This window comes from Streptomyces sp. NPDC050534 (assembly GCF_044457745.1).
Taxonomy (GTDB): domain Bacteria; phylum Actinomycetota; class Actinomycetes; order Streptomycetales; family Streptomycetaceae; genus Streptomyces.
This window is the reverse complement of sequence record NZ_JBITHF010000012.1, coordinates 176237-198221: the sequence shown is the minus strand read 5'-3', so window position 1 is coordinate 198221 and position 21985 is coordinate 176237. Positions and strand designations below refer to the sequence as shown.

Below are 21985 nucleotides of genomic sequence, written 5' to 3'. Positions count from 1 at the left end.
CCTCAATGTGCGGTTGCGGACTGCTGAAGGCTGTCCCCCGGATTGGTCGAGTCACCGCTGTGCAGGCCGATGCTGATTCCCTTGGGGAGCACCTTGCCCGCCACGTCGATCCCTCTGCCCAGCTTGCTCAACGGATCGACGGTGAACTTCTCGCCCAGTAGCGCGGCTCCCTTGGTGCCCAGCCACTGCCCCTGGTGATATCCGGCCTCGGCGAGCCCGGCCAGTCGATTCATCGTTCCGCTCTCGTGGCTGAGGAGGCCGAGGTTCCTGCCGGCGCCGCCCAGGACGATCTTTCTGCCCAGCAGGCCTATACCACCCTCTACGGATTTTGCCATGTCGCCGGTCGCGATCACGTTGAAGGCCTTACCGATGCGGGACACCCCGAAGCCGCTGCCGAACTCTGCGATGCGCGCGCCCGCGGCCGCCTCGCTGGCGACCTTGGCACCCTTGCCGAACAGGCCGATACCGGGCAGCAGACCGAGGGCATCCGTCCCCATCGTGAGCCAGCTGACATCCGCACCACCCGCCATCGCAACGCCGTGCGCGACCAGGGCCAGACCGCTCGTGAGTACTGCCGCGGCACCGAAGATCGCGCCGAGCGGCTCGAAGGGCAGAGTGATGATGGCCAGTACGCCGAGAACCGTGGTGATGTCGCTGAGGATGTCGCCGATCTCCTTGATCAAGTCGGCGTGATCCTTGATCCAGTCACCGGTGGCGTCCCACGCATCTGTGATTCCGTGACCGAGTTTGTCCCAGAATCCAGGCTCGTCCGGGGCGATGTCGCCGGCCTTGTCCAGCTCCTTGCTGACCTTCCGGGCGGCCTGCCGGTACTCCTCCTCCAGTTCGTGGACCTTCTGGATGACTCCGTCCACCGCGCTGGAGGCCTTGGCCAGGTCGTCGCTGCCCTTGCCGTCGGCCTTGCCCTCGGCCTTCGACTTGGCGTCCAGTTTGTCACCGGCGCTCTTTTCGAGCCTGTCCGCGCGGTCCTGGAAGTCCTGGAGTTCGTTGGCCCAGCGATGCAGCGCACGTGACGCCTTGTCGAAGGAGTCGTAGCTCTTGCGGATGAGAGGGGTGACGTCCTTGCCGATGTAGTCGGTGAAGGCGATCGCGGTCTTGCCCTTCCAGGCACCGGCCTCGACCTGATCCAGTTCCTTGACCGCCGTGCCGAGCTCCCCCGCCAATTTGCCTATCTGCTTGGCGAGTTCCCGGGTGTCCTCGACGTTTCCCGGGGTGGGGTCCCAACCGATGTGGGGGAACGCCGGCCGCCGCCCTGTCACGTCACTTGCCCTTCTTCTTCGGAGCCTTGAGGGACTCGGCCAGGTCGAGGTCGAGCTTGCCGAAGCTCTCCCCGATCTTGTTGATCATCTTCACGGCGCCGTGGGTGTGCTTGCCCAACTGCTTGATGCCGTAGGCCCAGTCGTCCGCGAAGTCCTGCACGTCCTCGACGAGCTTGCTCTCGCCGACGGCTGAGGCGTCCGTCCCCTTGAGGGTGCGGCGGGTGGTCTCCATGCGGTCGCTGATGGAGGAGAACGTCTTCTTCAGATCCTGGAAGATCGTGTCTTCGAGGCGGAGGTCAGTCATGGGGCATCCGGGGTCTACGGGAAACGGGCGGCCTGCGGCTGCGCAGACCGCCCACTTCTGATCAGCGGTTGACGGCTGGGGTTCCGTGCACTTTCACATGTCCCGCGATGGCGGCGGACAAGGCGGCAGCGGACTGCGTGCGGCGCTTCACAGTGGTGGACTCCCCGTGTGACTGAAGTGCGTCAAGAGCTCAAACGCTATCCGCGGGGATCCTGATCTCGCCAGAGCGAATTTCACTGTGAACTGGTGCAATTGGTGCGCAATGGCACTCTCGGTGGCGTGTGGAATGTGTGCCGATCGTGTACAGGCATGTGGCGTCCTGGCAGGACGGCGGCGGCCTGTTCCGGAAGTTTCTCCAGACCAGATACAGCAGCTTCCGACGCTGTTCCTCGGCCGAAGGTGGAGCGGTGATGCCGGCTTGCCGGACACGCTGCCAGGCTGACTCTCACCGAGGCGAGGCCCATGCCCACCACGTTCACGAGGAGGACCGGACGTCGGCGTTCCCTCCGCCAGGAACGGAGGGAACGCCGGATCGGCGAATGCGGCCTCGAAGGTGAGATCGGCCATGCCGTTCGTCCTTCTCGGCTCGTCAGCGGTTGACGGCCTGGATCTCCTGGACGGTGACGTTCTGGGTCGCGCCGAAGGTGCCGTCGGGCAGGTTGGCGCCCGTGCCGCCGGTGCCGGTCCAGTGGATCTTCCAGGTGATGGTGGCCTTGAGGGGGTAGGTGCCGTCGCCCGAGGAGCGCAGGTACTTCACGCCGCAGGGTGGGGTCTGGTGTGCCTTGCCCTTGGCGTACGGCTCGCCGATCTTGCCGTTCTTGATCTCACAGACCCCGGAGGACGGGTAGACCTGCGCATCCGGGGTGCCCGGCTCGATCTTCAGGGAGACCGGCTCGGCGGTGGTCGTCGCAGAGATACCGAGGACCGGGACGGAGGCGGTGACGGAGACCGGCTTGAACGCGGCGCCGTCCAGCCAGGCCCAGGTCGGCAGGTTGACCTTGGTCGTGCCGGCCGGGGCGAGGGTGACCTTGGTGCCGGGCACGCGGATCTCGTTGTAGGCGAGTTCACCGAGGACCTTCGGGGTCACGGCGTTCTCGATGTCGGCCGGTGGCGGATCGCCCTTGTCCACCCAGAAGAAGGGCTTGGTGCACTTGTCCCAGCCGGGCGGGAAGCTCTCGTTGACGTACGAGTCCCACCAGTAGCCCTTGCCGGTCTTCTCCTTGTTGAAGTCCTTGTACGTGCCGGGGTCCTTGCCGCCGTCCTCGTACTTGTTGCGCTGTTGCAGGTCCCACTCGGAGCCCGTCGACTCGGCCTGCCAGATCGGCTCCAGGTACGTCTTGAGTCCGGCGGGCGAGTACTTCGGGGCGTACCAGCAGGCGGGCGGCGTCCAGGAGGTGGTGGAGGTCACGGGGCCGGCGGAGTTGCCGCTTCCGTTGTTCGAACGGTCGAAGACGACACGGCCGACGGTCGACGAAAGAGTCCCGTCGTCACTGGCGTCGCCGTGCTCTTCGGTCTTTCCGGCGGTGCCGGCGCCACCGCGGCTGCCTGCATAGGCTGCCTGGGAGACGAGCACGGGAGCGCAGGCCAGCAAGACCACGAGCGCGGTTCTGGTCAGATTCCTTACGGCTGGCACGCCTTGTCCCCCCGATTGGACACGATGTTCGTGGTCTGCCAGACGCCCCGAGAGTTCTTGGCGAGCGACGTGTGGTAAAGCACGTAGCTATCAGCTGAAGTCGGCGTGTTGTCGACCTTCTTGGTCTTCGTGTTCTTGAGGAACGACTTACTCTCGTCGGAGCAGTAGGTCACGTATGCCTGACTGTCTCCAGAGAGAGTCACCTTGCGGTCGAAGTAACGGGTCTCACCGATCCAGGTGTCGTTCTTGTTGATGTACCCCTGCACAAAGGTGATCGCCGCATTCAGGGCCTTGTCTGCGTTGTAGAAGCCGAGAGCCTTCGTGTCCGTACTTCCCTTGAAGATCGCATCATCCATTGAGCTGACGCTCATGGCGCTGTCTGCAAGGACCGCGTCCTTTGTCGCGTTTCCCGTCTTCTGGTCTTCGAAGACGTTCTTGGCGTCGGACGGGAAGGTGATCTTCGGGCGATCGGTGGCGCTGGAGGCCGAAGCGCTAGGAGAAGCCGCCGCCGGCTTTCCCGTGTCCGCTCCCGCGATCTTGTCGTTGGCCTTGCTGTTGTCGTCCCCGCTCCCGCAAGCCGTCAGCAGTAGGGCTGCGGTCGCGGCCAGCGCGGCGGCAGCGGGCAAAGTGCGGCGCTTCACTGTGATGGACTCCCCGTGAGACTGAAGTTCGTCAAGAGCACAGACGGTATCGGTGGGGTTGCTGGTTTCGCCAGAGCGAACTTCCCTGCGAACATGTGCAATTAAGGGCGTAACGGGCTCGCCGGGGTGTGGGATGTGTCCCGATCGTGCTCAAGCTGGCGGCGACCCCTGATGCGTTCGGCTGGCGCGTCCGGAGCCGTCGTTGGTGTGTGAGGGGATTCCGGTTCGCTATCGCGGTGTCAGTCATCTTGGGCACAGGCGCGGCGGGTACGCAGGCGTGAGCGGAACCGGCCCGGAGCGACTGCCGACGACGATTTCGAGCATGCCGCTGCGTTCGGTCACGGTCTGGCGGTGTCGACCTTGTAGCTGCGGATAGTCGGCGGGAACGGGTAGTTGACGGTGCATTCAGGGCATGCATAGACCTTGGAGCCAGGGCTCGCGGTGGCGTGGGCCTCGTTGAGCAGAGCCGGTGAACCCGTCGTGGCTTGGCGGCAGGCGTACATCCGTATGTCGGGGCGATTCACCGGGCGGCCGTCGGTACGCATACGCAGTGGATGCGTTTCGGACGTACGTCGATGCCGAGGTTCGCTCCGAAAGGCGCGATCTCGTAGCGGAGTACGGAGTGGGTCAACAGGCCGCGCGGCGGGCTACCCGCGAACTCCGCGAGCGTGGACTGGTGGCCACTCTCACGCGAAGGACGCCTCCGTCGCATACCCAGTGAGCCCTGGGCCTGCGGGCGAGGATGACGGGTGAGCGTCGGCGTCTCAAGCCTGCGCAGGGCGAACCCTGCTCACACACCCCAGCTGAACTTTGCTCGCCCTTGGTGTCTGCCATACCTCCGGCATAACCGCTCTGCATAGTGTCGTGGGGTTGGCATGTGCACAGAGTGAAGCAATTGGCGTGATGGGTGTACGGGGTGCGGGGGGCTGGTTCGGGTGTCGGACCTGAAGAAGGAAGCGGTGTCGATGCACAAGGCGGCGTCGGGGCTGCGGGGCGTGGGTCATCACACGGCGAAGCCGTTGCAGCAGTTCGAGGCGCAGTCGCGTGACTTGGACGCGCTGGGGGCGCTGGGCTCGCTGCTGGGGGCGAAGGGTGAGATCGAGAAGGGCATGACCACCCTGGTCAAGCTGACCAAGGCCTTGGATGAGGAGTGGGAGGCGGAGGCGAAGCTGATCGGTGAGGTCTCCACCGCGTTCGATCTGCTGGACGTGCTGATCGCGGCGGCGGCGCAGGCCGGGAAGGGCTGAGCGGCGGCGTCATGGTCGATCTCAACCCTTTGCACTACGTCAACAAGTTCAACCACATGTTCGGCGACTCGATCGCCAGCGGGCTGGAGTTTTTGGGCATCTCGGATCCGGCGGTGGACCCGGACGGGGTGCGGGAGATCGCGAAGAAGTGGCGGCACCTGGCCACCGGCCTGGGCGACGCGGCGGGCGCTGCGGAGCGGGCGCTGGGCGGGGTGGAGTGGGAGGGCAAGGCGGCCAAGGCGTTCACCAAGCGCTCGAAGGCGTCCCGTAAGCAGGCCACGGAGATGGCTCACTCGTTGCGTGAGGGCGCGAAGGCGCTGGACGATTTCGCGGACAAGGCGCACGAGTTGCTGTCCGAGATCGGCGTGATGCTGGCGGAGATCGCCGAGTTCGAGATCGCCGGCCTGGCGCTGTCGATCCTGACCGCCGGTGCCTCCGAGGTGGCCGCCACCCTGATGGCGGGCGAGCGGGCGCTGAAGGTGGTGGCGCTGATCGGCCGGATCGAGGAGGAGGGCACCGCGCTGGGCTCCGTGGTCCGCGGGGTGATGGAGGTCATCCGGGGCATCGAGCGGGCGCTGCGGGCGCTCAAGGAGATCCGCGGGGTCGCCGAGGTGGCCAAGATGGCCAAGGAGGGTGCGAAGTTCTCCGCCTTCGAGACGCTGCTGAAGGACCCGGGCGCGTTCAAGGATCCACAGAAGCTGGCCGGGATCCTGGCCGAGGGCGCGGTGATGGGCGTCGGGTTCGGGGTGCTGGGCAAGGCGCTGGGCAAGGGCCTGAAGGCGCTGGGCCCGGCGGCGCTGGCGAAGCTGAGTAAGTCGCTGGGCCTGGACTGCGCCGCGTTCGAGCGGCTGAGGCTGAACCCGGGCTTCGAGAAGCTGCCCGCCTCGGTGCGCAACCTGGTCAAGAAGTTCGTGCGGGACCCGATCGACGTGGCCACCGGCGACATGGCCCTCACGCGCATCGATGTCCAACTCCCGGGCGTGCTGCCACTGGTGCTGGAACGCACCCACCTGTCCTCCTACCGGTTCGGTGGCTGGTTCGGCCCCACCTGGGCCTCCACCCTGGACCAGCGGGTGCAGGCCGACGAGGACGGCTTCGTGTACGCGGCGGCGGACGGCGCCCGCCTGTGCTTCCCACCTCTGGACCCCGAGGCCGGCGACCCGGTGCGCCCGCTGACCCCGGGCTCCCGCATCACCCTGGCCTGGGACACCGAGATTGACGGCGCGGTCCGCGTCAGCGACCCGGACACCGGCCTGACCCACGTCTTCCACTCCCCGGTCCCGGCGGCCGACGACACGGCGGTGGATCTGCCGTTGCAGCACATCGTCGACCGCAACAACAACCGCATCACGATCGTCTACGCCGAGGGCGACATCCCCTCCGCGGTCGTCCACTCCGGCGGCTACCACGTCGCCCTGGACCACGACCGGGCCCGCTCCCGCATCACCGGCCTGCGCCTGCTCGACCCCGCCCACCCCCACCGCCCCGGCACGACCCTGCTCACCTTCGGCTACGACGAACAGGGCCACCTGAGCGAGGAGTACAACTCCTCTGGTCTGCCGATGCGTTACACCTACGACGCCGAGGGCCGTATCACCTCCTGGACCGACCGCAACGACACCACCTACCGGTACCGCTACGACGAGCGGGGCCGTGTCATCGCCACCGACGGCACTGCCGGCGCCCTGGCCTCCACCCTCGCCTACGACGACACCACCCGCACCACCCGCGTCACCGACTCCCTGGGCCACACCCGCGTCTACGAACACAACGAGAACCTGCGCCTGATCCGCGAGACCGATCCGCTCGGCAACGCCACCACCCAGGAATGGGACCGCGAGCACCAGTTGGCCGCGGTCACCGATTCGCTCGGCCATACCACTCGATTCGACTATGACGAGCACGGACGGGTGCTTTCCACCGTTCGCCCGGACGGCGGTAGGACAAGCGTCGACTACGGCCCTCTCGGCCTGCCTGTATCAGCACGAGAGCCGGACGGTACGGAAGAGTGGTACGAGTACGACGTCCGCGGTAACCGCGTCGCTGTCACTGACTCCGCGGGTGCCACAACGGCCTTCGCCTACGACGCTTCCGGCAGGCTCACCACGATTACTGACGCGGAAGGGCACGCCACCGTACTTCGTTGTGATCAGGCGGGCCTTCCTGTCGCAATCGAAGATCCGCTGCATGCTACGACCACATACGAGCGAGATGCCTTTGGCCGGCCCAGGGTCGTCACGGATGCTGTCGGTCGTGTCACCCGACTGAAGTGGACCGTCGAAGGCAGGCTGGCCCAACGCGTCGATGCCGATGGCAGCGTTGAATTGTGGACGTATGACGGCGAAGGAAACTGCACCAGCCACACGGACCCGACGGGCGCCGTTTCCCGATTCGAGTACACATACTTCGATCTGATGGCCGCACGCACGGAGCCGGACGGCACGCGCCAAGAATTCATCCACGACACCGAACTGCGGCTCGTGCAGGTCGTCAACCCGATGGGGTTGGCATGGGCGTACACCTACGATCCGGCGGGCGGCCTCGTGTCGGAATCCGACTTCGACGGTCGATCCACCGTTTATACCCGCGATGCAACAGGACGTGTTATGTCCCGTGTCAATGCAATGGGCGAGCGCATCACCTACGAGCGCAACGCGCTCGGCCAAGTGGTGCGTAAGGACGCTGACGGGCAGGTTACGTACTTCGCCTACGCTCCGTCCGGTCAACTCTCAGAGTCGGCCAACGACCATGTGAGGGTCGGGTTCCGTCACGACTCGCAGGGCAACCTGATCTCCGAGACCGTCAACGGCCGTACGACCACCTATGCGTACGACCGCCTCGGCCGTCGTACGCGCCGTGTCACGCCGACCGGATCGGTCAGTGAATGGTCGTACGACGCGGCGGGCAATGCGGTCCTCCTGATCGCAGACGGTCACGGGATCGACTTCGAGTACGACCCCACGGGAAGGGAAATTGCTCGTCGTGTCGGGGAAACGCTGGCCCTGTCACACACTTACGACTCCGTGGGCCGTGTCTTCAGGCAGTCCCTGATGCATGCCGACGGCCGAAACGTCCAACAGCGCTCATATTCCTACCGGGACGACGGCCACGTTCTCCGCATCGACGACAGCCTTCGTGGCTCACGCTCCTTCCAGTTGGACCACGTTGGCCGAGTGACCGATGTCAATGGGAGAGGGTGGGCAGAGCAGTACGTCTACGATGCCGCCGGTAATCAGACGAGTGCGCAGTGGCCGGCGTCCCACCCTGGTCAGGAAGCGGTCGGCGACCGCTCTCCCACAGGCACACGGGTGAGCCGAGCTGGGCGTGTGCGTTACGAGTACGACGCACAGGGCCGTATGACCGTGCGCCAGAAAACTCGACTGTCACGCAAACCCGACACTTGGCGGTACACGTGGGATGCCGAGGACCGGTTGACATCCGTCGTCACGCCGGACGGCGTGCGCTGGCGGTACCTGTACGACCCTCTGGGGCGCCGTGTCGCCAAGCAACGGTTCGCGTCGGACGGCGAAACGGTGGTGGAACACGTCGACTTCGTCTGGGACGGCTCTCGACTGTGCGAACAGACCACGGCGTCCGCCGACATGGCTCACCCGGTTTCCCTGACCTGGGAGCACCGAGGTCTCAAGCCCGTCATGCAGACCGAACGCGTGACGTCGGCCTCCGTGCCTCAGAGGGAGATCGACTCCAGGTTCTTCGCCATGGTGACCGACCTGATCGGTGCCCCTACCGAACTCGTTGAGGCATCGGGCGACATCGCCTGGCACGCCCGTACGACACTTTGGGGCATCACTGCATGGAACGCGTCAGCATTCGCCTATACGCCGCTGCGCTTTCCTGGGCAGTACTTCGACCCGGAGACGGAGCTGCATTACAACTACTTCCGTCACTATGACCCGGAGACAGCGCAGTATCTGACCAAGGACCCACTGGGTCTGGCACCTGCGTCCAACCCCACGGCCTACGTCGGCAACCCTCATACGTGGGCTGATCCTCTCGGCCTCGCTCCAGAGTGCGAGCACGCCGCCGTGACAGAGACGCGCAACAGGATCGGGGACGGCAGCATCGTCAGCCAGTACCCGATGAACGCCGACGAGGCCCTGGATGCCGCCGAGAAGTTCCTGGGCGACGGATACAGGGAGTTGGGTCGAGGGAGGGGAGTGTTCCGGAGTGCGGACGGACTGCGGCAGTTCCGCATGGACCCTGACTCGATGCGAGGCGGACACTGGCCGGACATCCCGCACGTACACTTCGAGATATTCACCCCTGGGGGTAAGAAAGCAGTCGTGAACAACCATGTTCCGCTGATCGAATAATGTCCTTGTGGTCAAGGTGAAGAAATACCTGGAGGGCCTGTGATTGAGTTCGGGAAAGTCGGATATATTCGTTCGGGGGATGATGCCGGGAAATATGTGAAGATTCAGGAGCTCCCGGATTCCCCGCCCAGCTACCTTATTCTCATGGCGCATGACCAGGATTTTCGGAACGGTTATGGCGACTACTGGGTGGAGGATCGCAAATCCCTGGATGATTTCTTCGTGGAGGGGTCCTGGGTGGTTGAATGGGGATCCGACCGGGAATCGGAACCGTGACCGGAAGGCCAGCACCGAACAGAGCGCTGTCGACGACGAACGCGCAGCCGGACGGCCGCGGTCCGTGTCCCCGTCGAGTCCCCGGGCGGCGGCGGGCATGTCCAGACGCGCGCTGTATCACCGCGGATCCTCGTGGGGCGGTCCTGAGAGGCTCGCACACGCCCACTCCGAGTTCGGGACGGCAATGCAACAGGCATACGGGCCAAGGTCGGTGATGTCATTCACGACGGACCCGGAAGTCGCGAAGTACTTCGCAAGAGGCCAACATGATCAAGGTGGAGCCGTGGGCGGGCTGACCATGACCTTCCATAAATGGGAGACGCGATACTTTCCCGCTGGGGAGCCCGTGGAGGCTGCCGAGCCGCTCGCCGGATTCGACCAGCCGGAGGATCGTCTACTCGCCGACCATCCACGGATGCGCCGCATCCTGGTGCGCGGACGCCCTGGATGGCTGCTGCACCGCTACTACCTTCACTGGAGCGATGGGACTGACCTGGCATCCCTCGACAGACGCGTAGCTTCCGGGGCGGCCACCGAAGCGGACTTCGACGGGGCCGTCGTCGGGGAACCGCTGGACATCACACATCCGGCCTGCGGCTCTGACCTCCGCGTGGTCGCTCTCGATGTCGTTCTCCCCCTCTTTCCCGACGGCACCGAGCGCACGAGCACCCACTCCTATTGCGCAGAGTGCCCTGTTTGCGGAGGTCGACTTGATGGCAGCGTCCTTGAGTTCATCGCGCCTGAGGGGTCGTAACTCTTTCCATGCCTTCTCGGGTCCACCGCACGACGCGGAGCTTCCTAGACCCTCCCTTTGCATCCCGTTGGTTGCACCCGCGAAAACACTCGACAGAGAGTGACCGTGCCCGTCCCATGCCTGAGGGGCGGAAGTGGCGTAGGTGTACGGGGTACGGGGGCCGTGGTGGCGGAGCACGTCAAGGTGTCCACGTCCGAGCTGAAGGAGATCAGCCGGGCCGTGGGCAAGCTGAAGTCGCAGTTCGAGGGGTCCAAGGACCTCGTCGACTCCTACGACGCCGAGATGGGCTCCGGTGACGTCGCCTCCGCGCTCGACGACTTCGCCGACGACTGGAAGAAGAAGCGGAAGCAGCTCTGTGACGGGCTGGAGTTCCTCGGCAAGACCGCCGGGGCCGCGGCGAAGGCGTACGACGGGCTCGATCAGCATCTCGCCGACGCGCTGCTGAAGGCTCAGCCGGGGGACAAGTGAGCGACGACTTCTCCGGCGTCGACTGGCAGACGGCGCGGTACGACGACAAGGAATTCACGCCGGGCGACCCGTACGAGGTGGCGCGGCTCGGCAAGCGCATCGCCGACACCGCCAAGCTGATCGAGGAGCAGGCCGGCAAGCTGAACAACCTCGTCGACGGCAACGGGTGGGACTCCGATGCCGGGCGGGTGTTCCAGGACAAGACCCATGACACGGTCGGGCTGCTGACGAAGACGCACCAGCGGTACGCGGCCGCCGCCTCCGCCCTCGGTTCCTCCGTTCCGTACGGGCCCGTCACCGATCAGATGCGGGAGAACTGGGCGATCGCCCTCAACCACGCGCAGGGTCTGGTGCGTACGGCGCTCACGAAGGCCAAGAACGCCGACGGGGACGGCAGTCGCTACCAGAAGCAGATCGATCAGCATCCCGGGCCCGACGAGCACCCCGACAAGCAGAAGTTGAAGCGGCAGAAGGACGCCGCGGACGGGGAGCTGGAGGCCGCGAAGCGGGATCTGCGGCATGCGCTGGACTACCGGGACACCCAGGCCGGGTATGCCGCCAAGGCGATCCGTGACGCCATCGACCACGACGGTCTGAAGGATCCCAAGCACCACTGGTGGGACAACTGGAAGGACTGGGTCGCGGAGATCGGGCACTGGGCGGGAGTCGCCGCAGGCGTGCTCTGCATCCTGGCGCTCGTGCTCGGCGCCGTCCCGATTCTCGGCGAGATCATCGTGGCCCTGGCGCTGGTGGCTTCCGTGGTGGCGCTCGCGTGCGACACGGTCTCCGCACTCGACGGCAAGGGCACCTGGCTGGACGTCGCCATCGACGTGGTCGGCGTGCTGTCGTTCGGCGCCGGGCGGATCCTCGGGACCGCCGCGAAGGAGGCGGCGGTCGCCGCACGCGGATCGGCGGCGCTGAAGCAGTTCCTCGCCCTGCGGGAGCTGGGCGTCGGCGCGAAACTGGCCGGTGAGAGCTCCGAACTGCTCACCGGCGTCAAGGCCGGCAAGATCGGCGAGGCCCTGGCGAAGGGGCCGAACAGCGTCCTGCCGAAGATGCAGTCGATCGTCAAGGACTCCCTCGACTTCAAGGCGTACTACAACGACATCCGCGTCGCCGTCACGAAGAGCGCCGAGGACGACGGAATCCTCGCCGGGGGCAAACTGCCCAAGCTGGGCGACCTTTCCGACTCCGCCTTCAAGACCATGGCCCGCTCGCGGTCGCTGCTCTACCAGGCGAGTCAGTTCGGGCCGACGGCCGCGGGCGTCCTGAACCTGTCCCCCCTGCACAGCTGGGAGCCGAGCGCACTCGAGCTCAACGTCTTCGACGGCCTGAAGCACACGACCGGTTGGGGAGCGAACGGCATCCCCTTCTACAACGGGCACCTGAAGGTTGCCGGAGGCTGAAGGAGCGTACGGAGAACGTGGCCACTGAAGACGGTCGAACCGTCGACGAACTGTTCGCCCGGCTTCCGGCGAGCAAGCAACGCGCGCTCGAGGAGAACGGGCTGGACCTGCCGAAGCTGCGGCAGATCGCCGCGGAGGACGGCGATCTGCGGCGCGTGCGGCTCATCCTGGCCTTCGACGAGCCGCATCGCCCGGACGGCGACGCGGGTGTGTGGCCCTGGATCCGACTGCCCCTGATCGCCGTGGCCGGCGTGGTCGTCTGCCTGGCGTCCACGTATCTGCTCGACCGGTACGCCGTGTTCGTAGGTCTGGTGTGGGGTCTGGCCGTGATCTGGGCGGCGATCAAAGCGCCCGCGCAGCGCGGCGGTCTCGTCGTGCGGTGCCTGGTCGGCGTCGCCTACGTCGTGCTGATCTGGCTGGGGTCCCAGCAGGCCGACAGGTGGTACCTCCAGGTGCGCGGACAGGAGACCACGGTCACCTACGCCAAGGCCGTGGACCGGGGCTCGCACGGTGTGACCACCCTGTACTGCCGCGTCAAGCTGCCCGACGGGTCGGTCCACCAAGTGTTCCGTAACGACGACTCGTGCACCGACGAGTCCGTGGTGGGCACGAAGACCCGGGCGGTGGTCGATCCGGCGGGACACTACCGGCCGTTCCTCGGGAACAAGTCGGACATCGGTGGCGGTGTCTACGACTATCTCTGCCTCGGCGCCGCCGTGGTGCTCCTCCTGGCTCCGGCGGCGGCCGTCGCCATAGGCCGCCGCACCCGGTCCGACCGCATGACGGGTGCGCCCGCGTGACCGGAGCGATCGCGTGACCCACGAGCGGACCGTCGACGAACAGTTCGCGGAGCTGCCGCAGAGCTCTCGGCGGACGCTGGAGGAAGCCGGTCTGGGGCTGCCGGAACTGCGCCGCAGGGCCGCCGAAGAGGGCGGTGCGCGGCGGGTGTCCAGCATCCTGTCCGAGTTCTCCGTCAGCTCCCGTACGCACCGCTTCGACGGCGAAGGGCCGCTCCGGTGGCTCGACGTGTGGCCGTGGCTGCGGATGTTCCTCGTGGCCGTCGCCGGGTTCGCCGTGTGCGAGCTGCTGAACCCGGTGATGGGTGACCTCTCGCTCTTCGTCGGGCTCGTCTTCGGCGTGGGCCTCCGGGTGGCCGGGTTCGGGATCGACGACTCGCGTCGCGACGTGGGCCTACGGCGGCTCACCGTGCTGGCGTACCACGTCCTGATCGTCGTCGCGACGCTCACTACCCACCAGTGGTACCTGCAACTGCGCGGTGTGGAACAGCCGGTCACCATCGCCGCGCCCGGCCACACGATGTCCCGCGGGTTCCGCCAGACGTACTGCAGGGTCCGTACGCCGGACGGAGCGGCCCACCGGGTGCTCGGCAACCGGGAGAACTGTGCCGACCCGAGCCGGATCGGGGACAGGGCCACGGCGGTCGTAGACCCGTCCGGCTACTACAGCCCCTTCCTCGGCGCGGAAGCCGACATCGACAGCACCCTCCCCACCACCGTGTCCCTGACCTCGGCCGCCGTACTGCTCCCGGCTCCGGCGACCGCCGTGGTGATGCGGCGACCCCGCCGGATCCAAAGGACGGACGGAGCCGCGGGATGAGCCACGAGACACCGCACACCGAAGAGACGGACATGGCTACGCCGACCGACACCCCCGACCTCCCATCCCCGCCCCCACCCCCCTCGGACTACCGCCTGGCCGTCCCCGACGGCTGGGAACGCGTCGTCCTCGACCCCGACCGCTGGCCCCACCGCATCGACAAGCTGGTCAACCGCAGCCTGCGCCGCACGAAGGCGAGCCCGCAGCTGAAGGCGGCGCTTGCCGGGCGGATGGTGGAGCAGGCCGAGGCCGCGCATGCCAACGGCGGTGTGGAGATGTACGTCTTCAATCAGGTGCTCGGACAGGTGCCGGTCTCCGCCGGACTGGTGGTCACCCTGCTGCGGCCCCCGGCCGGCACCGCCGCGGGAGACCTCGGCGACATCGCCCTGTCCCTGGCGGCCCGCGCCGCCGCCTCCGACGACGAGGTCACCACGGTCGAGCTGCCCGCCGGCCCGGCCGTGCGGCACCTCTACCGCCGGCGCCCCGCGCCCGACGACCCGGACGGCAACAAGCTGCTGGTCACGCACCTGGACGTCTATGTGGGCGTCCCGCACAGCGACCAGCGTCTGCTGCTCTCCTTCTCGACGCCCATGGAGCCGCTGGCCGAGGCCCTGGTCGGCCTCTTCGACTCGATCGCCCGCACTCTGCAATGGATGGCCTGATGCCCGCCTTCTCCTCGTCGACCGTGCACATGAAGGCGCCCGACGACGCGATCTCCCTGCCCGTGCGCGCAACGGTCGACCTGGCCACCTGGGCCAAGGACGCGGCCATGAGGCGCGTAGACGCGGGCGACGACAGCCAACTCGTCGAGGCACTGGCGGAAGAACTGCGGCTGGCCGCCGAGGACGCGCGCACCCGGGGCCCGGTCACCGCGCTGTCCTACGTCCCCGAGCCGCGTCTCGGCGAACTCGCCCGCGTCGAGCTGTCGGCGCTGGTCGCGGACGAGACGTACCCGACGATGACCGTCGAGCTGCTGGAGCGCTATCTCGCCGCGCCCACCGCCGACTCGTTCCGGCCGCCCGAGGCCGAGCCGCGCACCCTGCCCGTCGGACCGGCGGTCCGGGTCCGGCACGCGTACGTCCAGGATCCCGGCCGGGACGGGACCGGCACGGTCCTGGAGACCTGCGCCTACGGCATCGTCCCCGACGCCAAGTGGGGCCTGGTGCTGCTGACTTCATGGCAGCAGCAGGCGTACGGCGACGCACTGTGCGAGCTGACCGACCGCCTCGCGCAGACTGTCTCGCTCAGCCCAGCGAGCGGGTGAAGTCGCCGCGGTTGACCTGCTCGGTCAGGGAGCCGTACGAGCCGTATCCGGTCGCCGCCCACACGCTGCGCTCCGCCGGGATCTCGAAGTAGGGGACGGTGCGGCCGTCCGGCGCGGTGTCCGTGAGGACCTCCGGGGGACGGCGCCGGGTGAGGGCGGTCGCGCAGCCGGGGCAGGCAGCGATGCGGAGGCGGTCGCGGCGGCCGAGGGGGCGCCAGGTGGTGCGGGCGGTGGCACGGCCGTGGAGGGGGTTGAAGAAGCAGAGGGGGAGCGGGGCGGCGGTGCCGGACAGGGCGTTCTCGCCCTCCGCCACCAGGGCCAGGACTCCCGCCAGGTCCGGTACGCCGCGTGCCGCGTCGAGGACTGTGCCGGCGGCCGTATAGGCGTCAAGGGCCTGCTGAAGAGCGGGAGTTCGGTCGGCGGGGGCCTCGCGCGTCGCCTCGCCCAGGGCCAGGACCTCCGTCTCCGCCCGGCGCCGCAGCTCCGCCTCGTCGGCCGCGCGGGCCGTCGCGAACACCAGCTCGGGTACGTCGGCCGTACGGGAGCGGCGGCGCGACGCCAGACGGCTGCCGGTGAGGACGAGGGCAGCCAGGGCCGCCACGGCGATCAGCAGCCACAGCCATGAACGCGAGCCGTGTGAAACCGACTTGGACGTGCCGTCGTCCGGTGAGGGGCTGCGCAGATCCTTCGTCGCCTCCTCGTACACCTTCGTGCCGTCGCCCTCCGCCACCAGCTCCACCGCCTTCGCCGTCATGTCGGCGAGGCCCGCCTCACGGGTCTCGTCCAGGAAGGCGGTCGCACGCGCGGCGTCGTCCGTCTGGTGGGTGTCGCTCGGCCACTCGTAGCCGTTCAGGGTGTCGGGGAAGTCGCCGTCCGTGGTGATGAGGATGAGGTCGCGCTGAGGGAGACGGTCGTGGACGACGTCCGCGAGGACGTCCGACTCACCGTCGAAGGCGTCGCCTTTGGTGAGGGGCGTGAGGACGACCTTGATGGGAAGGTGCGTCTTCTTGATCTCGGCGGCCAACTGCCGCTGCCGGGACGGGGGTACGGCCGTCGTGTACGAGGCGTCGACGTAGACGGGGGAGCCGCGCAGGGCACGCGCGATGCGTTCGCCGGCGCTCGGGTCGTGGTCCGAGGCGTGCGCGGAGGCGGCGGGGGCCACGGCCAAGAAGGCCGCCGCCAGGAAGGCCGCCGCGAGGACGGCGGCGGTCCGCTTCGGATCACTGGACACCGGCGGTCTCCCTCACCTTGTCGATCAGCCGGGGGATTCCCCGGGGTACGGCGGTCAGCGGACCGTCGGCATCGAGGTACGGCACCCGTCCGCCGTCGCCCGCCGGAGGGGGCAGGGTCATCAACAGGCTGTGGACGGCGGCCGGATCGGCGACGGCGGTGTTGCGGCACATCTCGCAGACGGGGAGCCTTCGGCGGCGCGTGCCCTCGGCGGAGACGCGCACGTGGTGCCGGCCCACCGCGGGCCCGTGCAGCGGGTTCACGCCGCAGCACAGGTCGCCCGCCTCGCCCCGGAGCGCGGCCCGGCCCGCGCGGGACAGGACGACCACCGCGACCAGGGCCGCGTCCCCGGGCCCGGGGGCACCCAGGGTGTCGAGGTCGCCGTCGACCAGGAGCATGGCCGCGTCGAAGCAGTCCCAGGCGCGGGCCGGGGAGAGGATGCCGGGGCGCGGTGCGTCCGGGGTGTCCGTCGGCGCGTCCCCCTGTGCGGCATTCCGTGTGGCGTCCGTGAACTCGTCCGCCAGCGCGCCGAGTTCGGTGCGGGCGGTGCGTCGCAGGTACTGCGGTGACGGGTCCGTGGGTGCCGTGAACGGCAGGCCGGAGGTGGGCTGCGGAACCGGATGGCGCCGGCGCAGCACCGCACCGACGACGGCCAGTCCGCCGCCCGTCAGGGCGAGGGCGAGCAGGGCCGTGACGGCGCCCACGAACAGGCCCGGCCCCAAGTCCCCCGAGAACAGCGGAGGCAGGGCGTGGTTCGCGACGGGTTCGGGGGCGGGGGCGTAGGCGTCCGCCGTGGCCGGCTCGTCCGTGCGCGGGACCTTGTCCAGGTACGTCATCAGGGCGTCGAGGCGGTCGCCGAGCGCGTGGTCGTCGGCCTGCTCCGCCTTGCGGTCGCCGAACGAGATCGACTCGGGGAGGTCGAAGGAGAGGCGGTCGCCGTCCAGGCGGAGGCCGTAGTCGTACACGTCGATGAAGCCGCCCAGCGGGTCGGCCACCACGTACAGGCCGTCCCTGCCGAGCCTCTTGTGCACGGCCGCGGTGAACACGTCCTGCCGGCCGGCGGATTCGTCCTCGCTGATCTGCGGGACGAGCAGGACGTACACCGGGCCGCCGCCGCCGTCCGAGCGGGCGAACGCGCGGATGCGGTCGTGGAGTTCGGACAGCCGGCCGGAGCTCAGCACGCGCGGGCTCTCCGGGTCGACGTACACGGTGTCGTGCCTCAGGCCCTCCGCCTTCAGGCCCTCCACCACGCGGTCCACGCGGGCGGTCAGGTCGGCGGCGGTGGGCGGGGGAGCGGCGCTCGACCTGGTCTGGTCGAAGACGAGGGAGGCCGTGACGGCGATGGCGGCGGCGGCCGTGAGCGCGGCGACGGGGACGCGCCAGGGGTGGCGCGAGCGGGGACGCGCCTTCGTGGGCTCGGTCGCGCCAGGCCGACGGCCGCGCCACCGCCGTACATACGGAACGAGCAGCAGGATCGACAGCGGTACGGCGGTGAGCAGGACGCCGGTGAGGAACGACTGGTTGTCGCGGTCGCTCGGACCGATGTACAGATCGGCGGGGTCGTGGTCGCCGTACCGCTCGCGCGCGCTCGCCGCGCGCCGCGCGGCCTCGGCGCCGCCCTGCGCGACGACGTCCACGAAGCGCTCGAAGCTGCGCAACGGACCGGCATCATAAGGGAGTTCGTAGGACGCGACGGTCCAGGCGTCGTCGGCGGGGGCGCGCACTCCGTAGGCCGTGGCGGCGGTGACCCCCGAGGCGTCGACCAGCACGTAGAGGCCGTCCCGGCCGAGCCGGTCGTGGACGGCGCCGAGCAGTCCCTTGCCGCTGCCTGCCGGGCCGGCCAGGACGAGGACGTACGTCGGCACCCCGGTCCGGCGGGCCAGCCTGGCGAAGTCGGGAGCCGTCGAGTGGGGTATCTCACGCGGCAGTTGGTCGGTGACGTAGACGGGGTCGGCACGGAGGCGGGCGGCGAGGTAGGCGGCCTGGGATGCGGGCTCGTCGGCGCGGGCGGCCGGGACGGCGGTGAGCAGGACGGCGGCCAGGACGAGGAGGGCGAGCACCACGCGGCCGCCGCGTGCGCGGAGCGGATGCCCGGTCCCGAAGGTGCCGTATGCCCTGACTGTGTGCACGATGCAGTCCCCCGTACCGCCTCGGCCGCTGTCAACGGCACTCTGTCAACGGCACTCTACTGACCGCTTTGCTCGTGCACCGGCCAAGGCGCTTCGTGAGTGAATCGTGCAGGCATGATGGCCGGACCGTGAGGAACGCCCCGCTTCGGGCAACATGTCGGCACGGCCGCGGATTCGCTCACGCACAGGTGACGGGCCTGCGCGGCCGGGTCGCCAACTGGGAAACGTGCACTTCAAGTTGCAGATGAGTAACGGCGAGCGTGGTGCGGCCCATGGGTCAGGACGCGCCTTGAGGGGCTTATGTGCGGCTGATACGGTGCCATGGCTTGACACTCGCCCCCGCCGTGGCTAACCGCCCAGGTCGGGGGGTATGTCCGGCGCGTCCCGCACGTCGGTGTGCGGATGAAGCCGGGTGAAGTGTCCGGATTTGCAAGGTATTTGACGGGCATGTCAAACACATTCTTGGTTGTACGGGGAGCGGTTGCGTGAAGATCCAAGAGCGTACGGGGGCGACTCATGGTCGTTCCGCGGCTCCGGCTCAGCCGTCGGTCGGCGACCGGCTTCCCACTCCGCCTCGCGAGCGCAAACCGGCACTGGCCGCACTGGCCGTGCTGCTGATCCTGGTCGGCGCGCTCGGCGCGACCATGCTCGTGCTGCGGGCCGGCGACCGGATCGAGGTCGTCAAGGTCACGCAGGAGATCCCCGCCGGCGGCTCCGTCACCGACAGCAACGTGACGTCGGTGATGGTGGCCAAGGACAGCGGCATCCACTACATCGAGTGGTCGCAGCTGGGCGCCCTGAAGAAGCTGAAGGCCGTCAGCACCATCCCGGGCGGCGTCGTCGCCGTCGGCGAGATGTTCGGCGACCAGAGCGGTGTCGGGCAGGGCAAGGCCCTCGTCGGCCTCTCCCTGAAGGCGGGCCAGTACCCGACCGGGATCGAGCCCGGGGACGTCGTGTCCGCCTATCGCGTCACCAGCGACACCGGTTCGAGCTCCGGCAGCGGCTCGTCCTCGCCCTCCTCCTCGGCCGGCGGCAGCAACTCGCTGATCGTCGAGCGGGCCACCGTCAGCACCGTCCCCAAGGAGGGCGGCGACGACCTGGTCAGCAGCACGAACAAGTCGATCACGGTGACCGTCGACTCCGACAAGGCGGCCGCCCTCGCCCAGGCCGCCTCCAACGGCCAGGTGGCTCTCGTGCTCGTCTCCAGCAAGTAGAAGGCGGCTGAACCAGACCATGGCCCTCATCGCCCTCGCCGCCGACAAGGGTTCCCCCGGCGTCACCACCGCGGCCGTCGCCCTCTCGGCGGTCTGGCCGCGCCGCGTCCTGCTCGCCGAGACCGACCCGGCGGGCGGCGACCTCGTCTACCGCAGCGCCGCGGCGCACGGCGGACCGCTCAACCCCAACACCGGCATGCTGTCCATCGCCGCGACCGCGCGCCGCGGCCTCGTGCCCGACCAACTCTGGGACCACGTCCAGCCGTTGAGCGGCGGGCTCGAGGTCCTCGTCGGGCTCGGAAACGCCGAGCACGCGGCCGGTCTCGCCGGGCTCTGGCCGACCCTCGGCCACGCCTTCTCCTCGCTCGCCGACTCGCCGAACGCGCCCGCCGACGTCATCGCCGACTGCGGACGTATCAGCGGAGACACCCCGGCGGTCGAGCTCTTCCCGCACGCCGCCCTCGTGCTGCTCGTCTCGCGCACGGAGCCCGAGTCCATCGCGCGCGTCCGGGACCGCGCCGCCGCGCTCGGCAACAAGCTGCACGGCGGGCCGCGCGGTGCCGCGAGCCTCGGGACCCCGCTGATCGGCGTCGTGCTGATCGCCGACACCAACAACGCGTCCAAGATCGCCGGCCAGGTCAACGACATGTTGGTGCACGCCCAGACGGGTGCCCGCGTCGTCGGCACCATCGCCGACGACCCCGCGGGCGCCGACCAGCTGGCCGGCCGAAAGCGCGGCCGCCTCGAGAAGTCCCTGCTCATCCGCTCGGCCCGCAAGGTCACCGCGGACATCTACCAGCAGTACGGCGCCGCCTGGTCCGTCCCGACACAGGCCCAGGGCCATGTCAGCGGCCATGCGGGGGCCGGGGCATGACCGCTGTCGACCACCAGCTGGTCAAGCGGTTCCGGCAGGACGCCGGTGACCGCATCGCCGAGCAGCGCCGCCTCGACCAGGCGAACAACGTCACGCCGATGTCCACCGAGGACGAACGGCAGTACGCCCGCGCGGTCATAGCCCAGATCCTGGAGGAGTACGCCCGCACCGAGATCAACGCGGGCCGCACGCCTCTCGACGCCGAGACCGAGGAGCAGTACGCGGCCGCCGTGCACGCCGCCCTCTTCGGCGTCGGCCGGCTCCAGCCGCTGCTCGACAACCCCGATGTCGAGAACATCGACATCAACGGCTCCGACCAGGTGTTCGTCGGGTACGCCGACGGCCGTGAGGTGGTCGGCGACCCCGTCGCCGAGACCGACGAGGAGCTCATCGAGCTGATCCAGGTGCTCGGCGCCTACTCCGGTCTCTCCTCCCGGCCGTTCGACTCCGCCAACCCGCAGCTCGACCTGCGGCTGCCGGACGGTTCGCGTCTGTCGGCCGTCATGGACGTGACGCGGCGCCCCGCGCTCTCCATCCGCCGCGCCCGCATGGGCAAGGTCTTCATCTCCGACCTCGTGGGCAACGGGACGCTGGCCCCCGAGGTCGCGCACTTCCTCGCCTGCGCCGTCCGCGCCCGTAAGAACATCATGATCGCGGGCGCCACCAACGCCGGTAAGACGACGCTGCTGAGGGCCCTGGCGAACGAGATCCCACCGCACGAGCGCCTTATCACCGTCGAGCGGGCGCTCGAGCTCGGCCTCGACACCTTCCCCGAACTCCACCCGAACGTCGTCGCGTTCGAGGAGCGGCTGCCCAACTCCGAGGGCCAGGGCATGATTTCGATGGCCGAGCTGGTCCGCCGTTCGCTGCGTATGAACCCCTCCCGCGTCATCGTCGGTGAGGTGCTCGGCGACGAGATCGTGACCATGCTGAACGCGATGTCGCAGGGCAACGACGGCTCGCTGTCCACGATCCACGCGAACAGCTCCAGCGAGGTCTTCAACCGTATTTCCACTTACGCGCTGCAGGCGTCCGAGCGGCTGCCCATCGAGGCCAGCCAGATGCTCATCGCGGGCGCGGTGAACTTCGTCGTCTTCATCCAGCGGCGCAACGAATACCAGAGCGGCGGCCGCCTGCAGCGCATGGTCACCTCCGTCCGCGAGGTCAACGGCGTGGACGGCCGCGTGCTGTCCAGCGAGGTGTTCGCCGAGACCCCGGACGGGCGGGTGGTGCCGCATGCGCCCATCGCGTGCCTGGAGGAACTGATCGCGTACGGCTACCGGCCCACCGGCACGTGGGGGTGACATGACTTACGAG

Annotated in this window: 18 protein-coding genes; 12 read left to right on the top strand and 6 right to left on the bottom strand. The window is 68.5% G+C overall.

The window, feature by feature from the left end; translation table 11 throughout:
- Positions 1–2 precede the first annotated feature (2 nt).
- The 4 genes from ACIBN2_RS34910 to ACIBN2_RS34895 all read right to left on the bottom strand — a co-directional run bounded on the left by ACIBN2_RS34910 (position 3) and on the right by ACIBN2_RS34895 (position 3861).
- Positions 3–1277 (bottom strand): WXG100 family type VII secretion target, encoded by a 1275-nt coding sequence (locus ACIBN2_RS34910; protein ID WP_399140512.1) that lies wholly within the window; start codon positions 1275–1277, stop codon positions 3–5.
- Between the two features lies 1 nt (position 1278).
- A complete protein-coding gene (locus tag ACIBN2_RS34905) occupies positions 1279–1581 on the bottom strand; it encodes a hypothetical protein (protein WP_399140510.1) in 303 nt (100 codons plus the stop codon).
- Positions 1582–2170: 589 nt separating this feature from the next.
- Entirely contained in the window at positions 2171–3214 is a 1044-nt protein-coding gene (locus tag ACIBN2_RS34900; RefSeq protein WP_399140508.1) for a hypothetical protein, read from the bottom strand.
- Complete coding sequence (locus tag ACIBN2_RS34895; protein ID WP_399140665.1) at positions 3202–3861, bottom strand: hypothetical protein; 660 nt, start codon at positions 3859–3861, stop codon at positions 3202–3204. The genes ACIBN2_RS34900 and ACIBN2_RS34895 overlap by 13 nt, the downstream gene beginning before the upstream one ends.
- 959 nt (positions 3862–4820) lie before the next feature.
- On the opposite strand from ACIBN2_RS34895, the gene ACIBN2_RS34890 reads away from it, so the two are divergent.
- From ACIBN2_RS34890 to ACIBN2_RS34850, 9 genes are all read left to right on the top strand, one after another.
- Positions 4821–5102 (top strand): hypothetical protein, encoded by a 282-nt coding sequence (locus ACIBN2_RS34890; RefSeq protein WP_399140663.1) that lies wholly within the window; start codon positions 4821–4823, stop codon positions 5100–5102.
- 11 nt (positions 5103–5113) lie between these two features.
- Entirely contained in the window at positions 5114–9436 is a 4323-nt protein-coding gene (locus tag ACIBN2_RS34885) for a DUF6531 domain-containing protein (RefSeq protein WP_399140506.1), read from the top strand.
- A 39-nt stretch (positions 9437–9475) separates the two neighbouring features.
- Positions 9476–9712, top strand: a complete 237-nt coding sequence (locus ACIBN2_RS34880) for a hypothetical protein (RefSeq protein WP_399140504.1) — start codon at positions 9476–9478, stop codon at positions 9710–9712.
- A 919-nt stretch (positions 9713–10631) separates the two neighbouring features.
- On the top strand, positions 10632–10934 hold the full coding sequence (locus ACIBN2_RS34875; RefSeq protein WP_399140503.1) for a hypothetical protein: 303 nt from the start codon (positions 10632–10634) through the stop codon (positions 10932–10934).
- Positions 10931–12340 carry a hypothetical protein gene (locus tag ACIBN2_RS34870; protein WP_399140501.1) on the top strand — a complete coding sequence of 470 codons (1410 nt, stop codon included), beginning with the start codon at positions 10931–10933 and terminating at the stop codon, positions 12338–12340. Before ACIBN2_RS34875 ends, ACIBN2_RS34870 begins: the two co-directional genes overlap by 4 nt.
- 17 nt (positions 12341–12357) lie before the next feature.
- Positions 12358–13140: a hypothetical protein gene (locus tag ACIBN2_RS34865; RefSeq protein WP_399140500.1), complete on the top strand. Its 783-nt coding sequence runs from the start codon at positions 12358–12360 to the stop codon at positions 13138–13140.
- A 13-nt stretch (positions 13141–13153) separates the two neighbouring features.
- Complete coding sequence (locus tag ACIBN2_RS34860; protein ID WP_399140498.1) at positions 13154–13957, top strand: hypothetical protein; 804 nt, start codon at positions 13154–13156, stop codon at positions 13955–13957.
- Positions 13954–14619, top strand: a complete 666-nt coding sequence (locus tag ACIBN2_RS34855; RefSeq protein WP_399140496.1) for a hypothetical protein — start codon at positions 13954–13956, stop codon at positions 14617–14619. The genes ACIBN2_RS34860 and ACIBN2_RS34855 overlap by 4 nt, the downstream gene beginning before the upstream one ends.
- Positions 14619–15221 (top strand): hypothetical protein, encoded by a 603-nt coding sequence (locus ACIBN2_RS34850; RefSeq protein ID WP_399140494.1) that lies wholly within the window; start codon positions 14619–14621, stop codon positions 15219–15221. The genes ACIBN2_RS34855 and ACIBN2_RS34850 overlap by 1 nt, the downstream gene beginning before the upstream one ends.
- On the opposite strand, the gene ACIBN2_RS34845 is transcribed toward ACIBN2_RS34850, so the two are convergent.
- Both ACIBN2_RS34845 and ACIBN2_RS34840 read right to left on the bottom strand, forming a co-directional pair.
- The gene (locus tag ACIBN2_RS34845) at positions 15202–16452 is read right to left on the bottom strand and encodes a hypothetical protein (protein WP_399140492.1); all 1251 of its coding nucleotides are present in this window, start codon (positions 16450–16452) and stop codon (positions 15202–15204) included. The genes ACIBN2_RS34850 and ACIBN2_RS34845 overlap by 20 nt on opposite strands.
- Positions 16442–18580 (bottom strand): hypothetical protein, encoded by a 2139-nt coding sequence (locus ACIBN2_RS34840; RefSeq protein WP_399140491.1) that lies wholly within the window; start codon positions 18578–18580, stop codon positions 16442–16444. Before ACIBN2_RS34840 ends, ACIBN2_RS34845 begins: the two co-directional genes overlap by 11 nt.
- A 485-nt stretch (positions 18581–19065) precedes the next feature.
- Here ACIBN2_RS34840 and ACIBN2_RS34835 point away from each other — a divergent pair, with 485 nt between their 5' ends.
- From ACIBN2_RS34835 to ACIBN2_RS34825, 3 genes are read left to right on the top strand one after another with little or no spacing between them, the layout of a single operon-like run.
- Positions 19066–19794 (top strand): hypothetical protein, encoded by a 729-nt coding sequence (locus ACIBN2_RS34835; RefSeq protein ID WP_399140489.1) that lies wholly within the window; start codon positions 19066–19068, stop codon positions 19792–19794.
- A gap of 19 nt (positions 19795–19813) precedes the next feature.
- Positions 19814–20668, top strand: coding sequence for a hypothetical protein (locus ACIBN2_RS34830; protein WP_399140487.1), 855 nt, complete (start codon positions 19814–19816; stop codon positions 20666–20668).
- On the top strand, positions 20665–21972 hold the full coding sequence (locus ACIBN2_RS34825) for a CpaF family protein (protein ID WP_399140485.1): 1308 nt from the start codon (positions 20665–20667) through the stop codon (positions 21970–21972). Before ACIBN2_RS34830 ends, ACIBN2_RS34825 begins: the two co-directional genes overlap by 4 nt.
- Positions 21973–21985: the final 13 nt, after the last annotated feature.

Coding starts and splice junctions, on each gene's coding strand:
- ACIBN2_RS34890 (WP_399140663.1), top strand. CDS start 4,821: ATGCACAAGGCGGCGTCGGGGCTGCGGGGCGTGGGTCATCACACGGCG.
- ACIBN2_RS34885 (WP_399140506.1), top strand. CDS start 5,114: ATGGTCGATCTCAACCCTTTGCACTACGTCAACAAGTTCAACCACATG.
- ACIBN2_RS34850 (WP_399140494.1), top strand. CDS start 14,619: ATGCCCGCCTTCTCCTCGTCGACCGTGCACATGAAGGCGCCCGACGAC.
- ACIBN2_RS34855 (WP_399140496.1), top strand. CDS start 13,954: ATGAGCCACGAGACACCGCACACCGAAGAGACGGACATGGCTACGCCG.
- ACIBN2_RS34830 (WP_399140487.1), top strand. CDS start 19,814: ATGGCCCTCATCGCCCTCGCCGCCGACAAGGGTTCCCCCGGCGTCACC.
- ACIBN2_RS34825 (WP_399140485.1), top strand. CDS start 20,665: ATGACCGCTGTCGACCACCAGCTGGTCAAGCGGTTCCGGCAGGACGCC.
- ACIBN2_RS34905 (WP_399140510.1), bottom strand. CDS start 1,581: ATGACTGACCTCCGCCTCGAAGACACGATCTTCCAGGATCTGAAGAAG.